This window comes from Azotobacter tropicalis (genome assembly GCF_059739045.1).
The window spans coordinates 3,909,552-3,929,986 of record NZ_AP046059.1 but is presented as its reverse complement, the minus strand read 5'-3'; the positions used below and the strand labels follow the sequence as shown (position 1 = coordinate 3,929,986).

Sequence of the window (20,435 nt, the reverse complement as noted above, 5' to 3'; positions counted from 1 at the left end):
AAAACCGAGGCGATCAGGCGCCGCCCGGTTCTCCGGTGAACTCGACCAGCAGGTCTTCGTCGGTGACGATGGTCTGGCAAGCCAGACGGTAGGTCGGCGGCAGGTCGCGCACGTTGGCGCGCTCCTCTTCGGACTTCGGCAGCTTGCCGACGGACTTGAGCACGTTCCGCTCCTTGTCGGTCAGCATCATGGCCTTGATACGCTCGCCATCGAGGTGGGTGATCTTGACCAGGCAGGAACCGCAGTTGCCATCCTGGCACTCGAAAGGAATCTTGATGCCGTTTTCCTGGGCAACGCCCAGCAGCGTGGAACGCTTGCCGGCGACTGCTTCGACTTTCTTGTTATGCGGCATGAGCGGCGAAGAGAAATAAATCGTAGCCATACAAAAATCCTTTCGTAATGAATTACCGGACCAACTTACATGCCTCCGCCAAGTTGAATTACGGAAGCATGACAACACCACACAATAACTCCTGAATGCTGCAAGTCACTGTAGAGGCAGCCCTTTATCCTCAAGGACTGTGAGGACGATAGTACTTACAGATATCGACCAATACAATGACTTTAATCATGGGAATTTTTCGAAAAAAGTTTCGCTGCAAATAATTAGCCAGGCAACTAAATAACTTCGCAACTGTATCGCTGAAACTTTATATATTTCTTACTTGCATCTAATTCTCAAATGCAACGCTATATTCGACAGCGCTTTGCGCCGTTACAACATCAGGAAAGAAAAGAAAGCATGACCTGCCCGAAACGGAAGGCATCGACGCGGGAACGGATCGGGAGGGCACCGCCGACGCCCGCGGGGCGTCGGCGGCAAACAACAAAGGACGGACGTTGGCAGTGCGAGGCGCAGGCCGTAGCCTCACTCCCACTCGATGGTGGCCGGCGGCTTGCTCGACACGTCGTAGGTGACGCGGGAGATACCGTCGATCTCGTTGATGATGCGGTTGGAGACTTTCTCCAGCAGCTCGTAGGGCAGATGCGCCCAGCGCGCGGTCATGAAGTCGACGGTTTCCACCGCGCGCAGGGCGACCACCCAGGCGTAGCGACGGCCGTCGCCGACCACCCCGACCGACTTCACCGGCTGGAATACCACGAAGGCCTGGCTGGTCTTGTGGTACCAGTCGAAGTTGCGCAGCTCCTCGATGAAGATGTGGTCGGCACGACGCAGCAGGTCGGCGTACTCCTTCTTCACCTCGCCGAGGATGCGCACCCCCAGGCCCGGGCCGGGGAACGGGTGGCGGTAGACCATGTCGTAGGGCAGGCCCAGCTCCAGGCCGATCTTGCGCACCTCGTCCTTGAACAGCTCGCGCAGCGGCTCGACCAGCTTGAGGTTCATCTCCTCCGGCAGGCCGCCGACGTTATGGTGGGACTTGATCACATGGGCCTTGCCGGTCTTGGCGCCGGCCGACTCGATCACGTCGGGGTAGATGGTGCCCTGGGCGAGGAACTTGATGCCCTCGAGCTTGGCCGCCTCGGCGTCGAACACCTCGATGAAGGTGCGGCCGATGATCTTGCGCTTCTGCTCCGGATCGGACACGTCGGCCAGGTTGTCGAGGAACTGCGCCTCGGCGTCGGCGCGGATCACCTTGACGCCCATGTTCTCGGCGAACATGGCCATTACCTGGTCACCCTCGTGCAAGCGCAGCAGGCCGTTGTCGACGAACACGCAGGTCAGCCGGTCGCCGATGGCGCGGTGCAAGAGCGCGGCGACCACCGAGGAGTCGACGCCGCCGGAAAGACCGAGCAGCACGTTGGCGCCGCCGACCTGGGCGCGCACCTGGGCGATGGCGTCCTCGACGATGTTGGACGGAGTCCACAGCGCCTCGCAGCCGCAGATCTCGCGCACGAAGCGGGAGAGGATGCGCAGCCCCTGCTTGGTGTGCGTCACTTCCGGGTGGAACTGCACGCCGTAGTAGCAGCGCTTGTCGTCGGCCATGGCGGCGATCGGGCAGCTCGGGGTGCTGGCCAGCACGTGGAAGCCCGGGGGGATCTCGGTGACCTTGTCGCCGTGGCTCATCCACACGTCGAGGCCGAGCACGCCGTCGTCGTCCACGTGGTCCTCAATGCCCTCGAGCAGGCGCGCCTTGCCGACCACGTCGACGCGGGCATAGCCGAACTCGCGCAGGTCCGAGCCTTGCACTTTGCCGCCGAGCTGCTCGGCCATGGTCTGCATGCCGTAGCAGATGCCGAAAAGCGGCACGCCCAGGTCGAACACCGCCTGCGGCGCGCGCGGACTGTCGGCCTCGTGCACCGATTCCGGCCCGCCGGCGAGGATGATGCCGCGCGGCGCGAAGGCGCGGATGTCCTCGTTGCTCATGTCGAACGGATGCAGTTCGCAATAGACGCCGATCTCGCGCACCCGGCGGGCGATCAGTTGGGTGTACTGGGAGCCGAAATCCAGAATCAGGATCCGGTGGGCGTGGATATCTTGGTGGGCCATGGCCATCTCTCTTGGCGGAATTCACAAACGACACGGGGCTGAATCAAACAGCCCCGTGTCGAGATCTCAAGCAAGCTGGAAGTCAGCCCACCCGATAGTTCGGCGCTTCCTTGGTGATCTGCACGTCGTGCACATGCGACTCGGCCATGCCGGCGCCGGTGATGCGCACGAACTGCGGCCGGGTGCGCATCGTCTCGATATCGGCACTGCCGGTGTAGCCCATGGAGGCGCGCAGGCCACCCATCAGTTGGTGGATGATCGCCGCCAGCGCGCCCTTGTACGGCACGCGCCCCTCGATACCCTCCGGCACCAGCTTCTCGGCGCCGGCCGAGGAGTCCTGGAAGTAGCGGTCGGACGAGCCCTGACTCTGCGCCATGGCGCCCAGCGAACCCATGCCGCGGTAGGCCTTGTAGGAACGGCCCTGGAACAGCTCGACCTCGCCCGGTGCCTCCTCGGTGCCGGCGAACATCGAGCCCATCATCACGCAGTAGGCACCGGCGGCGATGGCCTTGGACAGGTCGCCGGAGAAGCGGATACCACCGTCGGCGATCAGCGGCACGCCGCTGCCCTCCAGCGCCGCGGCGACGTTGGCGATGGCGCTGATCTGCGGCACGCCGACCCCGGCGACGATCCGCGTGGTGCAGATCGAGCCCGGCCCGATGCCGACCTTGACGCCGTCCGCGCCGGCCTCGGCCAGCGCCCGGGCGGCCTCGCCGGTGGCGATGTTGCCGCCGATCACCTGCACCTCGGGGAAGTTCTGCTTGACCCAGCGCACCCGCTCGATCACGCCCTTGGAGTGGCCGTGGGCGGTATCCACCACCACCACGTCGACCCCGGCGGCGACCAGCGCGGCCACCCGGTCCGGCGTCTCGGCGCCGGTACCCACCGCGGCGCCGACGCGCAGGCGGCCCTGGTCGTCCTTGCTGGCCAGCGGGTAGGCCTTGGCCTTCTCGATGTCGGTGACGGTCATCATGCCCTTCAGACGGAAAGCGTCGTCGACGATCAGCACGCGCTCGATGCGGTGCTTATGCAGCAGTTGGCGGGCTTCTTCCTTGTCGGCCCCTCGCGGACGGTGACCAGGCGCTCCTTCGGCGTCATCACCTCGCGCACCCTGGCCTCCAGGCGGGTCTCGAAACGCACGTCGCGGGAGGTGACGATGCCCACCAGATCGCCGTTGGAAAGCACCGGCACACCGGAGATGTGGTGCTGGCGGGTCAGGTCGAAAAGGTCGCGGACGGTGGCGTCGGCGTCGATGGTGATCGGGTCGCGCAGCACGCCGGCCTCGAAGCGCTTGACCTTGCGCACCTCGGCGGCCTGCTGGTCGATGGTCATGTTCTTGTGGATGATGCCGATGCCGCCTTCCTGGGCCATGGCGATGGCCAGACGGGCTTCGGTGACGGTGTCCATGGCGGCAGACACCAGCGGAATGTTGAGCTCGATGCCGCGCGTCAGGCGAGTCTTGAGACTGACATCCTTGGGCAGTACGTCGGAATATCCAGGAATCAGAAGAACGTCGTCGAAAGTCAGGGCTTCTTGACTGATACGCAGCATGGCGGGGGCTCCCAGGCGGGAAAAAATGGAAGCGCGACATTATACCCAGCCCCCCATCCCGGCTCAATGTGCGTAGCGGCTCAGTTCGCCTCCGCTCAGCGCCCGGGCAATCGCGTTGCTGCGGTGGAAGCCGACCAGCAGCTGCTGCCTGGCCCGGGTGATGCCGACATAGAGCAGCCGCACCCGCTCGGGCAGCGAGCTGTCGGCCTCCTCGCCCGGCGCCACGAAGGAGGCGTCGAGCAGCACCACCCGGGAAAACTCCAGGCCCTTGCTGCGGTGGATGGTCATGATCGCCACCCGCTCGGTTGCCTCGCCGCCGGTCTCGCCGCCGTCCAGCCAGGCGTGGGGAACGCCGAGTTCGGCCAGCGCCTCGCCCATCGCCTGGCCGGCGCCGCCGCCCGGGTAGAGCACCGCCATGTCCTTCCAGGCCACCCCTTCGGCATGCCATTGCTGCAGGCAGCGGGCGGCATGCTCGATCTCCCCGGCCGGCCGCTCGAAGCGCCGCACCACCGGCAGCGGCCCCGTCCGCCCGGCCGCCTGCGGCTCGACCAGCGGAATGTCGCCCTTGCCTTCGGGCAGGTGCTCCTTCACCAGACGCCAGGCGAACGCGAGGATCTCCCGGGTGTTGCGGTAGTCGAGTCGGAGCACGCCGGGGCGGCCCCGCGCCTGGATACCGACGCCGGCCAGACTGAAGCCCTGCGCCGAACGCTTCTTGTAGATCGCCTGGGCATCGTCGTAGCACAACAGCAGCGAGCCGCTTCGCGGATCGACCATTCGGGTCAGCAGCGCCAGCCATTCCGGCTCGAAGTCGTGCCCCTCGTCGATCAGCAGGGCGCCGTATTGGCCGCGCGGGATCCTCCCGCGCTCCACCGCGCCGATCACCGCGTCGACCGGTCCCCAGTAGTACTCGTCCTCGTCTTCCAGCGTCTCGACCCGCCAGGTCTCGAGCTGCCGCTCGCACCAGTCGTGGAAATGATGGACCTGCACCCGGGCGCCGAGGCCGCACGCCTCGGCGAAACGGCGCAGCTTGGCCGCCAGGGCACTGTTGAAGCACAGCATCAGGACCGGCTTGTCGAGCGTCCGGGCCAACGCCAGGCAACGGTAAGCGAGGACCAGCGTCTTGCCGGAGCCGGCCGCGCCGTGGATGACTTGCTGCCCCTCGCCCAGGCTGCGCGCCAGCCGTTCCTGCTGCAGATCCATGAGCCGCGTGCCGTCGGGCGCCGGCAGCCCGTCGGTGCCGATGCGCAGCTCGGGAAACAGGTGCCAGCGGATGCGCTCGACCTGCGCCTGCGTCAGCCGGCAGGGAAAGCCCGGTCCGGCCATCCGCCACAGGCGCTGTCCGAAGGACTCGGCGGCAGCCTCGCGCAGATCGTCCCGGTAGAGCACCTGCCACTCCGGCAACAGCCGCTCGCGCACCTCGCGCGGGATGCCCCGCTCCACCTGGGCGCGGGCGATGTCGCTGAACACCAGGCCCCAGCCGAGGGGCAGGCCAGCCGGCCGGCATCGCTGCCCTCGCCCCGGCGCAACGTCGAGCTGCGCAGCAGCTCCTGCAACGCCTGCACGGCGAACTGCCGCCCCAGCGCCAGAGGATGCACCAGCTCCTGGCGCCCCTCGGCGGTCTCCAGGGTGCAGGCGGCGCGGGACATCCGCTTGAGGCTGCCCGCCGTCCAGTCGCGCACCTCGAGAAACAGCAGGCCGCGCTCGGGATGCAGGACGACGAAGTCGGGCTGGCGCCGCGCCGCGCCGGCAGGCAGGCCGCACCAGACCAGGCAGTCGTCGGCGAGGCTGTCCTGCAGCAGGCGGGCGACCTGCCGTTGCCCTGCCGTCAGGCGGGCAAGACAGGCGCCGAGCGGCGGAATGAATATGGCCATGGCGGCTCCCGGTATCCGGTGCGACAGATTCCGCCCTGGCGGGACGGAACGAAAGCCGCTCATGGTAGAGGATTTATGATACAGGCGTCTCATTTCGCCAGCGGATCGCCGCGGGCCGGAGACGCTGCCGACCGTGACGAGCCCACCCCCTTCTGCTAGAACTCGGCCCCACCCGCCAAGGAACCAGCCCATGCACATCGTCATTCCCGACGACTACCAGGACGTCATCCGCCGCCTCGACTGCTTCGCCCGCCTGCGCGACTCCGGCCACAGCGTCGAAATCCTCCACGACGCCGAAAGCGATCCGCAGCATCTCGCCGCGCGCTTCGCCGATGCCGACGCGCTGGTGCTGACCCGCGAGCGCACGCGCATCGACGAAGCCCTGCTGGCCCGCCTGCCCCGGCTCAGGCTGATCAGCCAGACCGGCAAGATCGCCGCCCACCTCGACCTCGACGCCTGCACCCGCCACGGCGTTGCCGTGGCCGAAGGGCGCGGCTCGCCAGTCGCCCCGGCGGAACTGGCCTGGACACTGATCCTCAACGCCCGCCGCCAGCTGCTGCCGGCCATCGCCGCCTTTCACGAAGGCCGCTGGCAGACCAACCTCGGCGAGCGCCTGGCCGGACTGACCCTGGGCATCTGGGGCTATGGCAAGATCGGCCAGCGTCTGGCCCGCTACGCTCAGGCCTTCGAGATGCCGGTGCTGGTCTGGGGCAGCGAGGCCTCGCGCCAGGCCGCCGTCGCCCACGGCCACCGCGCCGCCGAATCCCGCGAGGCGTTCTTCGCCGAGGCCGACGTGCTCAGCCTCAACCTGCGTCTGGCGCCCGCCACCCGGCACATCGTCGGCTTCGACGACCTGGCGCGCATGAAGCCCGACGCCCTGCTGGTCAACGTCAGCCGCGCCGAACTGATCGCCCCCGGCGCCCTGCTCCGCGCCCTCGACGCCGGCCGTCCGGGCTTCGCCGCCCTCGACGTGTTCGAGCAGGAGCCGATCCTCGACCCCGCCCACCCGCTGCTGAACCACCCGCGGCTGCTCTGCACCCCGCACCTGGGCTATGTCGAGAAGCACGGATACGAGCTGTACTTCGGCGACGCCTTCGACAACCTGCTGGCGTTCTTCGCCGGCGAGCCGCGCAACCTGGCCAATCCGCAGGTGCTGGCGGGGCACTAGGCGTACGAGGACTCCGCCCTTTCATGCACGGGAAACATCCGCACGGATGCAGAAGTCCAAAGCCGAGGAGCCGGGAAGAAGGAAGTTGGCCAAGATGCCAGCTTCCCCCAGCGGGGAGAGGGTGTTGAAAGACTTTTCGATCCGTTGCCCCTTGGGCAAGACCAACCGCTCAGGGAGCTGATCGGGTATTGCACTCAATCTTCGCGATCGACTTCATGATGCTGCCCGCAGTCAACTTGAAGGCAGGAAATATATCCACTCCGGCGCTTCTCAAACCCTTCGCCGTCCACTTGTTGCACGTATTCATCAGGTGATATTCACCCACCCCTTGTAAAACTGGCTATCCCCGTAGATGCCATCTCCCAACCTGCGTATTTCTCCCCTTTCATCCTTGTAAAAACTGCCTTCGATAAAGTCCACCAATGATCGAAGCTCGCCATCGGTGAGACACAACTTCGCCATCTCCTGGCCGGAAAAGTACTCATCGGCCGCAACCGGCACAGCAACCGCATGCATCACAGACTCGCTCGGCCAGAATATTGCCTTCAGCGCTAGCCCCGAGGTGACCTCCTCAGCCTGATAGAACCCCTCGTCCCCCCAGCCGAACTCGATATAGGCCGTGTTTCCAAACCGCTTCTTCAGTTCGGGAAGCCGTCTTTGCACATCCTCGGCCGGAACAACGAAGCCCGTATGCCATCCATGACTCACTATATATATTTCGTTATCACCCTTCCCCGCGCTGCCCTCGGAAGAGGGAACCACGGCCGGTTTCGCCGAACAGCCTGCGATAAGCACCCACACTATCACCGAAAGAACATTCTTCATGGCATGGCTTTCATGAGCGGTACTTCAGCATAAGATACGGACAAGCCCGGAATACCACAGCCCTCACAGCCGCTCCGCCATGAGCACACCGCTACATCCAGGCCGGAACGCAGGTGCCAGCGCGGTTCCCGCCGCCGCCGTGGCGGCTTATCATGCCGGCCATGCTCAGCGATCCCTTCCAGCGCCTCGGTCTCGACCGGGAAATCCTCACCGTCAGCCAGCTCAACGGCCGCGCCCGCGTGCTGCTGGAGGACGTGTTCGCCCAGGTCTGGGTCGAGGGCGAGATCTCCAACCTCGCCCGCCCGGCCTCCGGCCACCTCTACTTCACCCTCAAGGACCGCCAGGCCCAGGTGCGCTGCGCGCTGTTCCGGCAGAACGCCCTGCGCGTGCGCGAGATCCTGCGCGACGGGCTGGCGGTGCGGGTGCGCGGCAAGGTCTCGCTGTACGAGGGGCGCGGCGATTTCCAGCTGATCCTCGATCTGCTCGAGCCGGCCGGCGACGGCGCCCTGCGCCTGGCCTTCGAGGCGCTCAAGGAAAAGCTCGCCGCCGAGGGCCTGTTCGCCGCCGGACGCAAGCGCCCGCTGCCGGCCCATCCGCAGCGCATCGGCATCGTCAGCTCGCCGACCGGCGCGGTGATCCGCGACATCGTCTCGGTGTTCCGCCGCCGCGCGCCGCAGGTCGAGCTGACCCTGGTGCCCACCGCGGTGCAGGGCCGCGAGGCGGTGGCGCAGCTCGTCCATGCCCTCGAACTGGCCGACCGCCAAGGCTTCGACGCGCTGATCCTGGCCCGCGGCGGCGGCTCGCTGGAGGACCTCTGGTGCTTCAACGAGGAAGCCGTGGCCCGTGCCGTCGCCGCCTGCGCGACGCCGCTGGTCAGCGCGGTCGGCCACGAGACCGACGTGACCATCGCCGACTTCGTCGCCGACCTGCGCGCGCCGACCCCCTCGGCCGCCGCCGAACTGCTGGCCCCCGACAGCAGCGACCTCGCACGCCGCCTCGACGGCCTGCAGCGCCGCCTGCAGCTGCGCATGCAGCACCTGCTCGCCGCCCGCCGCCTGCAGCTCGACGGCCTGCGCCGGCGCCTGCGCCATCCCGGCGAGCGCCTGCAGCAGCAGGCCCAGCGCCTCGACGATCTGGAACTGCGCCTCAGGCGCGCCATGCAGCGCCGCCTGCAGGACGGCAGCGAGCGCCTGGCGCGCCTCGACACCCGCCTCGCCGCCCGGCATCCCGAACGCCTGCTCGGCCTGCTGCGCCAGCGCCTAGAGCATCTGGGCGAGCGCCTGCCGCGCGCCATGCAGGGCGCCCTGCGCGAGCGGCGCCAGCATCTGGAAGCCGCCGCGCAGACCCTGCAGGCGGTCAGCCCGCTGGCGACCCTCGGCCGCGGCTACGCAATCCTCCTCGACGACCGGGGCCGGGCGATCCGCGCCGCCGCCCAGACCCGCCCCGGCCAGCGCCTGCACGCGCGCCTTGCCGAGGGCGAGCTGGACCTGCGGGTCGAGGCCCCTTCTTCTTCCCTGCCGCAGCCGGACTGAACCGATGAACGAGCCGAACCAGGCGATCCCGGCCTTCGCCGAACCCGACTGGGCGCAGGTCGCCCGCATCCCCGTGGCCGAGTGCGGCGAAGCGCTGAGCAGCCTGCGCCTGGCCCCCGCGCTGCGGGTCTACCCGGCCTACCGTCATCTCGGCATCCCCCAGGCGGTCGACGACTGCCAGGTACGCCAGGAAGTCTTCGAACGTCTCTTGCGCGCCGCCGAGTGCCTACCCGCCGGCCTGGCGCTGGTGGTGCTCGACGGCTGGCGACCGATCACCGTGCAGCAACACCTGTACCGCACCCTGGAAGCGGCCATGGCGCAGCACCATCCGCAGGCCGACGCGGCGACCCTGCAGCGCCTGACCCGCCAGTTCGTCTCGCCGCCCAGCAGCGATCCGCAGGCACCGAGCCCGCACCTGACCGGCGGCGCGGTGGACGTGACCCTGTGCGACGCCCAGGGCCGCTGGCTGGACATGGGCTCGCGCTTCGACGAAGTCGGTCCGCGCTCGTTCAGCGCCCACTACGAGAGCGCGGCCGCCGGCGACAGCGTCGCGCTGGCGATCCGCGACCGCCGCCGGCTGCTGCACAACGCCATGCTCGCGGCCGGCTTCAGCAACCTGCCGAGCGAGTGGTGGCACTACGACTATGGCGACCAGCTGTGGGCCTGGTATCGCGGCCAGCCGGCAGCGCTCTACGGCCCGACCGCACCGCCGACCCTCGAAGAGCTGTGGCGGCAGCAACTGGCCGAACGCTTCGCCAGCCCCTCCTGAACCCAAGCGCCGGAACCCGCCATGTCACGCCTGCTCGCCGCCTGCCTCGCCCTGCTCCTCACCTTGCCCGCCCACGCCGACGGCTTCATCTCCCGCCTGCTGGACAAGCCGGTGCCCGGCGGCGTGGCGGTGATCGACCTGGGCGACGGCCCCACGCCGCCCAAGGCGACCTACCAGGACAAGCCACTGCTGACGGTCCGCGAGGACGGCCAGCGCTGGCTCGCCATCGTCGGCATCCCGCTGTCGGTCAAGCCGGGCGAGCAGCGCATCGAGGCGGACGGCCGCAGCCGCGCCTTCCGGGTCGAGCCCCGCCACTACCGCGAGCAGCGCATCACCCTGAAGAACCAGCGCCAGGTCGACCCGAACCCGGAGGACCTCAAACGCATCGAACGCGAACTGGCCGAGCAGACCGACGCCTACCGGCGCTTTGAGCCGCGCCAGCCGAGCAACCTGCTGTTCGACAAGCCGGTCGCCGGTCCCCTCTCCAGCCCCTTCGGCCTGCGCCGCTTCTTCAACGGCGAGGAGCGCAACCCGCATTCCGGGCTGGACTTCGCCGTGCCGGCCGGCACCCCGGTCAAGGCCCCGGCGGCCGGCCGGGTGACCCTGGTCGGCGACTACTTCTTCAACGGCAGGACGGTGTTCGTCGACCACGGCCAGGGCCTGGTGAGCATGTTCTGCCACCTGTCCAAGGTCGAGGTGAAGGTCGGCGACGAACTGCCCCGCGGCGCCGTGCTCGGCCGGGTCGGCGCCACCGGCCGGGCCACCGGGCCGCACCTGCACTGGAACGTCAGCCTCAACGACGCGCGGGTCGATCCGGCAATCTTCATCGGCCAGTTCAGCCGTTGATCGCTCCGGGGCGGGCGTCCTGGCCCGCTCCGCCTGTCGGTGCCCTGATCGCGGCTGCACCTCGCTACAATCCGGTCCATCCCCGCACGTACAGGACCCACTGCATGTTCGAATCCGCCTCCGAGCTGTCGCGCCGGTTCGCCGCCCTGCGCAGCAGCGCCGATTTCTGGTCGCTGCGGCATGTCCACGAAGTCAGCGAGCATTACCGGGTGCGCCGCAACGTCGCCCTGCCGCCTTCCTTCGGCGAAGACAGCGGCGCCATGCTGACGGCGCGCATCGCCGGCGTCGAAGCCTATGCGGCCACCAGCGATCTGACCCTGGCCGGGCTGCAGGCGGCCCTGGAGCGGGCCGAGCACCTGGCCCGCGTCCTGGCCGGGCACGCGCTGCTGGAAGTGCGGGAATTGCCGGTGCCGACCGGCGCGGCGGACGACGTGGCGCCCGGCTACGAGCGGCCGCTGGCCGGCCCGGCGCACTGGTTCGAGGTGCTGGGCGCCGAGTCGGCGCGGGTGCTCCGGGAGGCGCGGCTGGTGGACTGGAGCGCCGGACTCGGCGTCCAGTGTGTGGAGCAGATCTACCTCAACAGCGCCGGCGCCTGCCTGCGGCGCGCCCAGCGCTTCGTCTACCCGGAGCTGAGCGTGACCGCCAGCGACGGCCACGACAGCCAGAGCCGCAGCCTCGGCGGCTTCAACTTCGGCCAGCAGGGCGGCGCCGAGGTGATCGACCGCCTCGGCCTGATCGGATCGGCCCCGCGCATCGCCGACGAGGCGCTGCAGCTGCTGCTGGCCCCCAATACCCCCAGCGGCCCGCTCGACCTGCTGCTGATGCCCGACCAGATGGTGCTGCAGATCCACGAATCCATCGGCCATCCGCTGGAGCTGGACCGCATCCTCGGCGACGAGCGCAACTATGCCGGCACCAGCTTCATCCGCCTGGAGGACTTCGGCCGCTACCAGTACGGCTCGCCGTTGCTCGACGTCACCTTCGACCCGACCGCCCCGAGGAGCTGGCCAGCTACCGCTACGACGACGATGGCACCCCGGCGCGGCGCGAGTACCTGATCCGCCGCGGCATCCTGCAGCGCCCGCTGGGCGGCGCCCTGTCGCAGCTGCGCAGCGGCCTGCCGGGCGTGGCCTGCAGCCGCGCCTGCAGCTGGAACCGCGCGCCCATCGACCGCATGGCCAACCTCAACGTCGAACCGGGCGACCGCAGCCTCGCGCAACTGATCGGCGGCATCGAGCACGGCATCCTGATGAGCACCAACCGCTCCTGGTCGATCGACGATGCCCGCAACAAGTTCCAGTTCGGCTGCGAATGGGGGCGACTGATCGAGAACGGCGAACTCAAGGGCGTGGTGAAGAACCCCAACTACCGCGGGATCTCCGCGCACTTCTGGCGCAACCTCGCCGCGGTGGGCGACGCGAGCACCGTCGAGGTGCTCGGCACGCCCTACTGCGGCAAGGGCGAGCCGAACCAGGCGGTGCGCGTCGGCCACGCCTCGCCGGCCTGCGTATTCAAGAACGTCGTCGTATTCGGAGGGACCGCCTGATGAACGCCCGTGAGCATTTCCACGCCCTGCTCGCCAGCCTGCGGCCGCTGCTGCGCGCCGGCGAAGGCTTCACCCTGGACTACCGTGCCGAGGCCTCGGAGTTCGTGCGCTTCAACCGGGCGCGGGTGCGCCAGGCCGGCCAGGTGCAACAGGCATACGCCACCCTCGCCCTCTACCTCGGCGAGCGCCATGCCCGTTTCGAGCTGAGCCTGAGCGGCGTGGCCGAGGAGGACCGCGCCCGCCTGCGCCATGCGCTGGAAAAGCTGCGCGCGGTGGTGCCGGCGCTGGCCCCCGACCCCTACCTGCGCCTCAACCGGGAGCCCTGGCGGAGCGAGAGCGCCGAGGCGGGAACGATGCCGGACGGCGCGGCGGCGGTCGGGCAGATCGTCGCCGCCGCCGCGGGACTCGACCTGGCCGGCATCTACACCGCCGGCCCGCAGTACCATGGCTTCGCCAGTTCCTGGGGTGCTCTCGGCTGGCATGCGGCGAGCAGCTTCAACTTCGACTGGAGCCTGTTCCACGCCAACGGCCAGGCGGTCAAGAGCGCCTATGCCGGCCAACGCTGGGACGCCCTGGCCTTCGCCCGGCGCATGGCCTCGGCGCGCGAGCAGCTGGAATACCTCGGCCGCCCGGCGCGGACCCTGGCGCCGGGCGACTACCGGGCCTACCTGGCCCCGGCGGCGCTGGACGAGATCCTCGACATGCTCAGCGGCGGCTTCTCGGCCCAGGCCCTGGCCAGCGGCGGCAGCCCCCTGCAGCGCCTGTTCGCCGGCTCGGCACGGCTCAGCCCGCTGCTGCACCTCCACGAGCGGATCGACGGCGGCCTGGCCCCGGCCTTCACCAGCGAAGGCCCGCGCCAGGATCTGCGCCTGCTCGCGGCAGGCCTGCCGGGCGAGCGGCTGGTCGGCTCGCGCAGCGCCGCCGAATACGGCCTGACCGCCAACGGCGCGGGCGCTCACGAATACCCGCTGTCCCCGGTGCTGGCCGGCGGCGAACTGGACGAGGGCGACATCCTGGCCCGCCTGGACACCGGCCTGTACATCGGCAACCTCTGGTACCTCAACTTCTCCGACCGCCCGGCCGGCCGGCTGACCGGCATGACCCGCTTCGCCACCTTCTGGGTGGAAAACGGCCAGCTCCACGCCCCGGTCGACACCATGCGCTTCGACGACTCGGTGTTCAGCTTCCTCGGCCACCACCTGGAAGCCCTGACCCGCGAGCCCGAAACGATCCTGCCGGCAGGCACCTATGGCGCGCGGCAGAGCGGCTCCAGGACGCTGCCGGGGGCGTTGCTGGGGCGGTTCACGCTGACGCTTTGAGAAAAGGAGCCCCGTGCGCGGCCCCTATTGTTCGACATCCGGCGAGTCGAGCGGTTGGGAATCCTGGGCCGCCCGCTCCGCCTTCGCCGCCTTCGACGATTTCCATTTCGAATAGAAATACGCCCCGCCCGAAAGGGCACCCGTTACGGCGGCGGCGGCGCCGACGATGGGCGCGGCGGTCACGATCAGGGGGGCGCTGGTCAGGCCGAGGGCAACGCCTAGCGCGCTCAGGCCGGTCGGGGCGGCGAACACCGCCCCGGCGCTCACCACGCCGGACGTGATGCCCAGCCCCATGGACACCGTGTCGATCTTGTCGGCCACATCCTTGTGATTCGCATCGAGCGCCTTGACCTTGGCCACGACCTTGCCGGGCATGTTCTTCGTCCCGCTCGCCGCGGCCGCCGTCAGCGTCTTCGCCTTGACGAGGGCGGCTTTGGCGTATCCGTGGGCGGCAGTCTGGCGGGATGGCTTTTCGGGCGCCGATGCGGCCGCTGCGTCGCCAGCCTGATCCTGGGCGGATGCTTGGCCCTCATTCACCAGCGACGACACTTCAGAAGCAGACTCCCCCGGTTTCTCGATCCGTTTTTCCAATTTCATCGCCTCCCTCGGACTCTCCCATAAGCCGAAAACGCCCGATCACTCAGTGAGCAGTACAGTCGTGAGCTATACCCGATGACCGAACCTGGCCGCCCCCATACGTAAAAAGTCACTGACTCGAGCCTGTGTAGCCCAATGCACGCGCCTTATCGCGCATGGATACGCCACCTATTAAAACAGCACCCAGAACAAAGGATGAAGTCGGGCCTTGGGCTCTCTTGTCCGATACCAGTTTCCGGAGCCCGCAGGACAGGCAAGTTCCGGCCGATAAAACAGCGGCTACCCACGCAATCCCAGTTCCGCGATTGGCATGGCTCCCGGCAGCGCAGCAGAGCCCCGCGCTCAATGGGGGCTCCATCCTGTTCGCCCCTACAGGCTCCAGGCCAACGACAGATCGAGGCCCTGGACGGAGTCCTCATCGCCCAGATAGTGGTAGCTGGCGCGCAGCGACAGATCCCGACCGAATTGCCGGGCCAGGCCGAGGGCGAGGCGGGTCTGGTCGTTCGGCGGCGCATAGCCCTGCAGTTTGAAGCTGTTGCCCGGCACGCTGACCAATCCCAGGCGAAGATCCTCGGCATCGTTATGGCCTTCATGCTCGCGGGCGATCTCGCCGAACAGCCGGGTCCGCTCGCCGAGGGCGTAATCGAAGAACAGGCCGGCAACGAGCAGCAGGTAGTCCTGTTTCTGATCGTCATAGGCCAGGGCACTGGAGCTGTCACCGCGCTCGCGGTAATCGTCGACCGTCACCCGCAGGTAGTCGGCGCCGACGAAGGGCCCGGCCTGCAGGCGGGCGCCCGTCGCGAACAGGTTCAGGCCCAGGCGGCCGCCGACGCCCCAGAGCCAGCCCTCGGTGTCGCCCTCCTCGGTACGCCAGGCCGTGCCGAGGGCAAAGCGGCGTTCGAGCTCATCGTAGTCGAGCCAGCCCAGCGAGGCGTGCAGATCGGCGAACAGGCGACCGGGCTGGTAGCGGGCGAAGCCGGTGAGCAGCACGCTGCGCATCTCGTAGTCCGAATCCGCCTCACCCAGTTCCAGGTGATTGTCCTCCAGGCCCAGGCTCAGCCCGGCCAGCCATTGCGCGGCGAATCGCCGGCTGGCGATGAGCGTCAGGCTCCGGCTGTGACCGTCGCCTTCGGCGCCGGACGTCTTGTCATCGTAATCCGGGCGCCGGTAGCCGCCCTGCACGAACAATCGCCAGGGCCCGAGCGCCTGCCAGTTGTCTTGCTGCGCCCGCAGTTCGCTGTCCAGCAGGCGCAGATGTGCGCGCAGCGTGACACGGCCCATTTCCGGCAGCAGGGAGATTTCCCAGGGGGCCGCGAGTAATGCATGGGTGTAGTCGGCACTGACCTGCTGGACGGCCGCCGTGGGATGCACGCCATCGTTGAACAGCAGCCGCTGTGGATCCGGCGAGCCGCCATGCAGCCCCCAGGTCGGGTCCTCGACGCAGTCCCCCCTGGAGCCATCGAAACAGAAATCGCTCTGCGCCACGCCCGGATCGAGGCCGAAGACGGCCGGCTCGGCCTTCACCTCGGCGAGCAGCCCGCGCAAATTGAGGCGGATCAGGTTGCCGCCGAGGGCGGCCAGCTGGGTGTCCAGCGCCGCGTTGAACTGGGCGGCGGCCTGGCTCCAGAGCGGCCGGGCGCCGCTGGCGAAGCCGGCCGGAGTAGCGCCGACGTCCGGCAGGTCGGCGACGATGATGTAACGCGCTCCGGCACGCTGCAGCGCCGCCACCCCCTCGACCAACTCGGCGGCAGCCTGCGCGGCACTGGCCGCATCGACGATGCGGCCTTGAAAGATATCGTTGCCGCCACCGTTGACATAGAACAGCGTATCCGGATCCACCCGCGGCATCTCGACCAGATAGCCGTCGCGGCTGCGCACGAGGCCGCGGCCGGTATCCACCATTGAGCCGTCGGGATCCATGATCGAGGCACGCACTTGGCCGGTCAGGTAGCCGCCGACCGCATAGTTGCTACCGTCGGGATTGCCGGTCAGGACCTGCGGCAAAATCGGTGTCGAGGGCAGCGCTTCCAATCCCAGCCGGCCTGCCAGGCGCTGGATGGAAACCGGCGCGAAGTACTCGCTATTGTCCGGCAGATAGCCGGGGCCTGTGCGGTTGGTAAAACGCAGACCACCCGTCGGCAAGCCGCTCAGCAAAGGGCTGCCGCTATCCGGAAACTGCCCGCCGTCACTCAACGAATCGCCGAAAACCACCAGTTCTGAATAAGGAGCGGCCGCTACCAGTCCGGAAACAGCCAAGATCAGCAGCACAGTCAGCGGACGGATTATGCATGGCATGGGAAACGCCTCCCAAAGTCCGGATGTACGCAGATGCGAATCGTCATAACGCGCGGCGATAAATGCTTATGCGGGAAGGTTGGAGGAAACAGGCAGGCTATTCCCAACAAGTTCGCTATACGCCAATGCTTGGCAGATCAGTTTCAACTCACCGCCCGTAGCACCGACAATGATCATCCAGGGTGTTACTCAGCGAATCACCGTATGGATCGCACCCCGGTCAATGTTGGCGGAGCACTAATTTGTGGACAATAAAATTGCGGGCTGACGGCGAAAGCCTTTTTCACTGGCAATATAGCGCTCGGATTGGATGTAGTCCGACGCATCAACTACATGCCAGCAAGCCAGGCGTCCAACTGCGCAAACTCGACTTGTAGCGCCCCATAGAAAAGCGCAGGAGCCCTTCTCCAACGTTTTGTTTCATCAACCGATTTTCGAAGGGCCATACAGCATCGATGACAGCAAGCCAAACTTACTGAGACATCAGCGCAATTAGATTCGCGCCCATTATTGTCAACCCAAGCCATCAAGGCACGTCAGATTGATCCAGAGTAATGAGCAGCCCGAAAAACTTTCTGCCTGACTCTTAGTGAAGTACGTACCAGCAGTTGAACTCCAACTCATAACGCCATAGTTGAATTCCAACTCTGCAATATCATTGAATCCATTGCAGCACTGGCGATAACACTAGCGCTATCCAGCCGCGTCCCGGAGAGCGGACAACCCATAGAAAGATATTGTCGCCGGCCAAGCAAGAAAGCCGGAAGACAACGAACGATAGTGGGAAAAATAGCCACACATGCATACGTAGCAAGCGGCTGCCATATGAAAAGCCGCTTGAAACTATGCCTCAGTCGACGAGCGGCAACTTTGCCGCTCCCCTTCCCTCACTCCAGCAAACTCAACTCCCGCGCCCGGCTCATCGCCCGCGTCCGGCTGGTGACCTGCAGTTTCCCGTAGAGGTTCTTCAGGTGCCATTTCACCGTTTCCACGGAGATGTCCAGGGTGCGGGCGATTTCCTTGTTGGACTGGCCGGCGGCAACCAGACGCAGGGTCTGGCTTTCCCGCTCGCTGAGGCTGAACGGCGGTTCGGCACAATCTTCGCCGCCGAGGCGTTCGCGCAGTATGGCGACGTAGCCCGCGAGGTCGCCGGCGCCCGCCTCCACGCTGGCGCAGCGACTCAGCAGCGGCAGCAGGGCGCGGCCGGCATCGGTCAGGCTACACAGCAGGTTTTCCCGCTGGCCCAAGTGCAGCGCCGGCAGCAGAACCGCGATGGCGGCGTCGCGTTCGTCGCCCTGCCAGAGGGCGATGGCCCACAGCGGGCGCAGGCGTATGGCCTCGAGCTGCTGGCCGCGCGCCTCGAACTCGGCCACCACCCCGGCCAGGCAGTCGGCCGCCGCCAGGCCGAGGCCCTGGGCGAGCAGCAGCCGGGCACGGGCGATCCGCGCGTAGTGGCGGCAACCGGGGACGGCGCCCTCGTCGCTCTTCAGCAACTCGATGCGCCGCAGCATGTGTTCGGCGCCGGCCAGGTCGTCGCGCTGCAGCTGCAGGCGCACCTGTTCGGCGAGCAGTGCCGCCTGCAGGCGGTTCCAGCGGCGCTGGCCGGCGATTTCCTGGGCGTGCTGGAGCAACAGACGCGCCTGCACCCCATCGTCCTCGGCCAGCGACCGCCGGCACAGCGCGCGGTAGACCGCCAGCACACCGTCGAGGGGCACCACGCGGTCGATCTGCGGGCCGCGCTGGCGCACCAGCGCATCCAGGCGTTCCCAGTCGCCGTGCTCGTAGGCCAGTTCGGCCAGCGAGGCGGCCAGGGTGGCGCTGCCGCTGGACTGCGGCCCGGTGAGCCGGTCGGCGGACTCCATCGCCTGCAGGAAGCAGGCCTCGGCGGTGCGCAGGTCGCCCTGGCGCAGGTGGCTCTGGCCGAGGATGAAGGCGCGGTGGACGGTGACGAACAGGTTCTCGGTGGGCGCGCCCGGATAGAGGGTGTGGCGCTGCACGGCCTGCGCCTGATCGTGCTGGCCAAGGACCATGTGGCAGTAGCTGAGGACGTTGCAGACCAGCCCGTCGACCCAGCTGTCGCCGCAGGGGATCTGCGCCAGCAGCGGCTCGGCCAGGGCGATGCCGGTCTGCACGTTTTCGGCGAAGGCCTCGCAGATCGCCGCCACCGCATCCAGCTTGACCCGCAGGTCGCGGCGTGCCGGATGCACGGCGAACCAGCGGCGCAGCTCGCCGAGCAGGCGCCGCGACTCGTCGAAGCGGAAACGGTGGGCCAGCGCCCAGGCCAGGTTGAGCTGCAGGCTGATGCGGTGCTCGTCGGCGGTGATCGGCAGCTGCTGCAGCCAGCCCAAGAGGGTGTCGATATCGCCACGCTCGGCCAGCGACTGGGCGCCCAGCCCGGCGCGGCCCGGCGCGCTCTCCACCTTGCCGGCGGCCAGCGCGTGGCGGGTCGCTTCGGCCCACAGGCTCTGCCCGGCGAACCAGTTGCCGGCGCGCTCGTGGAAGGTGGCGACGTCCAGGTCGGGGCGCCGGCGCAGGCGGGTCTGCAGGGTTTCGGCGAACAGGTGGTGGTAGCGGAACCACTGGCCGTGGTCGTCCAGCGCGGCGACGAACAGGTTGTGCCGCTCGATCCAGTCGAGCATGGCGTGGCCGTCGTTGCGCCCGGTGACCGCATCGCACAGCTCGGCGCAGAAGCGGTCGAGGATCGAGGTGCACATCAGGAAGTCGTCGACCGCCGCCGGCAGCGGCTCGAACACCACGTCCTCCAGGTAGCGACCGACCAGCCGGCCGCCGTGGCTCAGGCTGTCGATGACCTGCGCCGGGTTGTCCTTGATCGACGGCGACAGGGTGGCCATCTGCATGCCGGTGATCCAGCCCTCGGTCACCTCCAGCAGGCGCTGGGCCTGCGCATTGCTCAGGGCCAGGGCGGCGGAGTCGGCGAAGTAATGGCGCGCCTCGCAAAGGTTGAAGCGCAGGTCGTTGGCGTCGATCTCGATCAGCTGGTGGCGCGAGCGCAGGCGGCTCAGCGGCAGCGACGGCAGGCTGCGGCTGCCGAGCAGCACGTGGAAGTTGGCCGGGGCGTGTTCGAGCAGGTAAGCGAAGGCGCGGTGGATCGCCGGGTTGCGGATCGCGTGGTAGTCGTCGACGATCAGGTAGAGCGGCGCCTCCACCGCCTGCACGGCGTTGATCAGGTGGCCGAACACGCGGTCGATGGACGGCAGTCCGGCGGCGAGAAAGCCGAGTCGCCAGCCGAGGCCGGGGTGCAGCGGCAGCAGGGCGTCGAGCAGGTAGTGGCAGAAGTACTCGGGCACGTCGTCGCCCTCGTCCAGGCTCAGCCAGGCGACGGCCGCCCCACGCTCCTGCAGTTGGCCGCGGTACTGGGCGAGCAGCGTGGTCTTGCCGAAGCCGGCCCCGGCGCAGACCAGCGCCAGGCTGCGCTCGGCCAGCGGCTCGAAGCGCGCCAGCAGGCGCGGGCGGGCCAGCAGCACGCCGGGCGAGCGCGGCGGAACGAACTTGGTGGCGATCAGCGGCAGGCCGCAGGTGCCCTGGCTGTAGACGGGAGCGAAGCGGCGCTCGGAATGGCGTCGATCCATCTTTCATACCTCGAAAGCCGGTCTGTTCCGACCTGTTCTTGTTGTCATCGACACCACACGCGCAGCCCCCCGGATCG

The 20,435-nt window shown here is 67.9% G+C and carries 14 protein-coding genes and 2 pseudogenes; 6 read left to right on the top strand and 10 right to left on the bottom strand.

All coding sequences use genetic code 11. The annotated features are described in order from the left end of the window. Positions 1-13: 13 nt before the first annotated feature. The 5 genes and pseudogenes from Atro_RS18595 to Atro_RS18575 form a co-directional block, all read right to left on the bottom strand. A complete protein-coding gene (locus Atro_RS18595; protein WP_497924641.1) occupies positions 14-382 on the bottom strand; it encodes a 2Fe-2S iron-sulfur cluster-binding protein in 369 nt (122 codons plus the stop codon). 486 nt (positions 383-868) lie between these two features. Further along, positions 869-2,449 (bottom strand): glutamine-hydrolyzing GMP synthase, encoded by a 1,581-nt coding sequence (guaA, locus tag Atro_RS18590; protein ID WP_497924639.1) that lies wholly within the window; start codon positions 2,447-2,449, stop codon positions 869-871. An 82-nt stretch (positions 2,450-2,531) separates the two neighbouring features. After that, a pseudogene (guaB, locus tag Atro_RS18585) lies at positions 2,532-4,000 on the bottom strand (IMP dehydrogenase). Between the two features lie 63 nt (positions 4,001-4,063). After that, positions 4,064-5,200, bottom strand: coding sequence for a DEAD/DEAH box helicase (locus tag Atro_RS18580; RefSeq protein ID WP_497927709.1), 1,137 nt, complete (start codon positions 5,198-5,200; stop codon positions 4,064-4,066). A gap of 92 nt (positions 5,201-5,292) precedes the next feature. Then, positions 5,293-5,871, bottom strand: a complete 579-nt coding sequence (locus Atro_RS18575; protein ID WP_497924637.1) for a nuclease-related domain-containing protein — start codon at positions 5,869-5,871, stop codon at positions 5,293-5,295. A 190-nt stretch (positions 5,872-6,061) separates the two neighbouring features. On the opposite strand from Atro_RS18575, the gene Atro_RS18570 reads away from it, so the two are divergent. Further along, a complete protein-coding gene (locus Atro_RS18570) occupies positions 6,062-7,039 on the top strand; it encodes a D-2-hydroxyacid dehydrogenase family protein (RefSeq protein WP_497924635.1) in 978 nt (325 codons plus the stop codon). 169 nt (positions 7,040-7,208) lie between these two features. Here the strand turns inward: Atro_RS18570 and Atro_RS18565 are convergent, their stop codons facing one another. Beyond that, positions 7,209-7,346, bottom strand: a complete 138-nt coding sequence (locus Atro_RS18565; protein ID WP_497924632.1) for a hypothetical protein — start codon at positions 7,344-7,346, stop codon at positions 7,209-7,211. Further along, on the bottom strand, positions 7,346-7,864 hold the full coding sequence (locus Atro_RS18560; RefSeq protein WP_497924630.1) for a DUF2459 domain-containing protein: 519 nt from the start codon (positions 7,862-7,864) through the stop codon (positions 7,346-7,348). The genes Atro_RS18565 and Atro_RS18560 overlap by 1 nt, the downstream gene beginning before the upstream one ends. A gap of 161 nt (positions 7,865-8,025) precedes the next feature. On the opposite strand from Atro_RS18560, the gene xseA reads away from it, so the two are divergent. The 5 genes and pseudogenes from xseA to Atro_RS18535 all read left to right on the top strand — a co-directional run bounded on the left by xseA (position 8,026) and on the right by Atro_RS18535 (position 13,876). Continuing rightward, positions 8,026-9,396 (top strand): exodeoxyribonuclease VII large subunit, encoded by a 1,371-nt coding sequence (gene xseA / locus Atro_RS18555; RefSeq protein ID WP_497927708.1) that lies wholly within the window; start codon positions 8,026-8,028, stop codon positions 9,394-9,396. Positions 9,397-9,400: 4 nt separating this feature from the next. Beyond that, positions 9,401-10,165: a M15 family metallopeptidase gene (locus Atro_RS18550; protein WP_497924628.1), complete on the top strand. Its 765-nt coding sequence runs from the start codon at positions 9,401-9,403 to the stop codon at positions 10,163-10,165. A 21-nt stretch (positions 10,166-10,186) separates the two neighbouring features. Continuing rightward, positions 10,187-11,011: a peptidoglycan DD-metalloendopeptidase family protein gene (locus Atro_RS18545; protein WP_497924626.1), complete on the top strand. Its 825-nt coding sequence runs from the start codon at positions 10,187-10,189 to the stop codon at positions 11,009-11,011. Between the two features lie 104 nt (positions 11,012-11,115). Next, positions 11,116-12,557: pseudogene (locus Atro_RS18540) on the top strand (TldD/PmbA family protein). After that, positions 12,557-13,876: a TldD/PmbA family protein gene (locus Atro_RS18535; RefSeq protein WP_497924624.1), complete on the top strand. Its 1,320-nt coding sequence runs from the start codon at positions 12,557-12,559 to the stop codon at positions 13,874-13,876. Before Atro_RS18540 ends, Atro_RS18535 begins: the two are co-directional and overlap by 1 nt. 24 nt (positions 13,877-13,900) lie before the next feature. On the opposite strand, the gene Atro_RS18530 is transcribed toward Atro_RS18535, so the two are convergent. The 3 genes from Atro_RS18530 to Atro_RS18520 all read right to left on the bottom strand — a co-directional run bounded on the left by Atro_RS18530 (position 13,901) and on the right by Atro_RS18520 (position 20,358). After that, complete coding sequence (locus Atro_RS18530; RefSeq protein WP_497924622.1) at positions 13,901-14,473, bottom strand: hypothetical protein; 573 nt, start codon at positions 14,471-14,473, stop codon at positions 13,901-13,903. A gap of 369 nt (positions 14,474-14,842) precedes the next feature. After that, complete coding sequence (locus Atro_RS18525) at positions 14,843-16,768, bottom strand: autotransporter domain-containing protein (protein WP_497924620.1); 1,926 nt, start codon at positions 16,766-16,768, stop codon at positions 14,843-14,845. Positions 16,769-17,655: 887 nt separating this feature from the next. Continuing rightward, positions 17,656-20,358 (bottom strand): winged helix-turn-helix domain-containing protein, encoded by a 2,703-nt coding sequence (locus tag Atro_RS18520; protein ID WP_497924617.1) that lies wholly within the window; start codon positions 20,356-20,358, stop codon positions 17,656-17,658. Positions 20,359-20,435 lie beyond the last annotated feature (77 nt).

Coding starts and splice junctions, on each gene's coding strand:
- Atro_RS18595 (WP_497924641.1), bottom strand. CDS start 382: ATGGCTACGATTTATTTCTCTTCGCCGCTCATGCCGCATAACAAGAAA.
- guaA (WP_497924639.1), bottom strand. CDS start 2,449: ATGGCCCACCAAGATATCCACGCCCACCGGATCCTGATTCTGGATTTC.
- Atro_RS18580 (WP_497927709.1), bottom strand. CDS start 5,200: ATGGATCTGCAGCAGGAACGGCTGGCGCGCAGCCTGGGCGAGGGGCAG.
- Atro_RS18575 (WP_497924637.1), bottom strand. CDS start 5,871: ATGGCCATATTCATTCCGCCGCTCGGCGCCTGTCTTGCCCGCCTGACG.
- Atro_RS18570 (WP_497924635.1), top strand. CDS start 6,062: ATGCACATCGTCATTCCCGACGACTACCAGGACGTCATCCGCCGCCTC.
- Atro_RS18565 (WP_497924632.1), bottom strand. CDS start 7,346: ATGAATACGTGCAACAAGTGGACGGCGAAGGGTTTGAGAAGCGCCGGA.
- Atro_RS18560 (WP_497924630.1), bottom strand. CDS start 7,864: ATGAAGAATGTTCTTTCGGTGATAGTGTGGGTGCTTATCGCAGGCTGT.
- xseA (WP_497927708.1), top strand. CDS start 8,026: ATGCTCAGCGATCCCTTCCAGCGCCTCGGTCTCGACCGGGAAATCCTC.
- Atro_RS18550 (WP_497924628.1), top strand. CDS start 9,401: ATGAACGAGCCGAACCAGGCGATCCCGGCCTTCGCCGAACCCGACTGG.
- Atro_RS18545 (WP_497924626.1), top strand. CDS start 10,187: ATGTCACGCCTGCTCGCCGCCTGCCTCGCCCTGCTCCTCACCTTGCCC.
- Atro_RS18535 (WP_497924624.1), top strand. CDS start 12,557: ATGAACGCCCGTGAGCATTTCCACGCCCTGCTCGCCAGCCTGCGGCCG.
- Atro_RS18530 (WP_497924622.1), bottom strand. CDS start 14,473: ATGAAATTGGAAAAACGGATCGAGAAACCGGGGGAGTCTGCTTCTGAA.
- Atro_RS18525 (WP_497924620.1), bottom strand. CDS start 16,768: ATGCCATGCATAATCCGTCCGCTGACTGTGCTGCTGATCTTGGCTGTT.
- Atro_RS18520 (WP_497924617.1), bottom strand. CDS start 20,358: ATGGATCGACGCCATTCCGAGCGCCGCTTCGCTCCCGTCTACAGCCAG.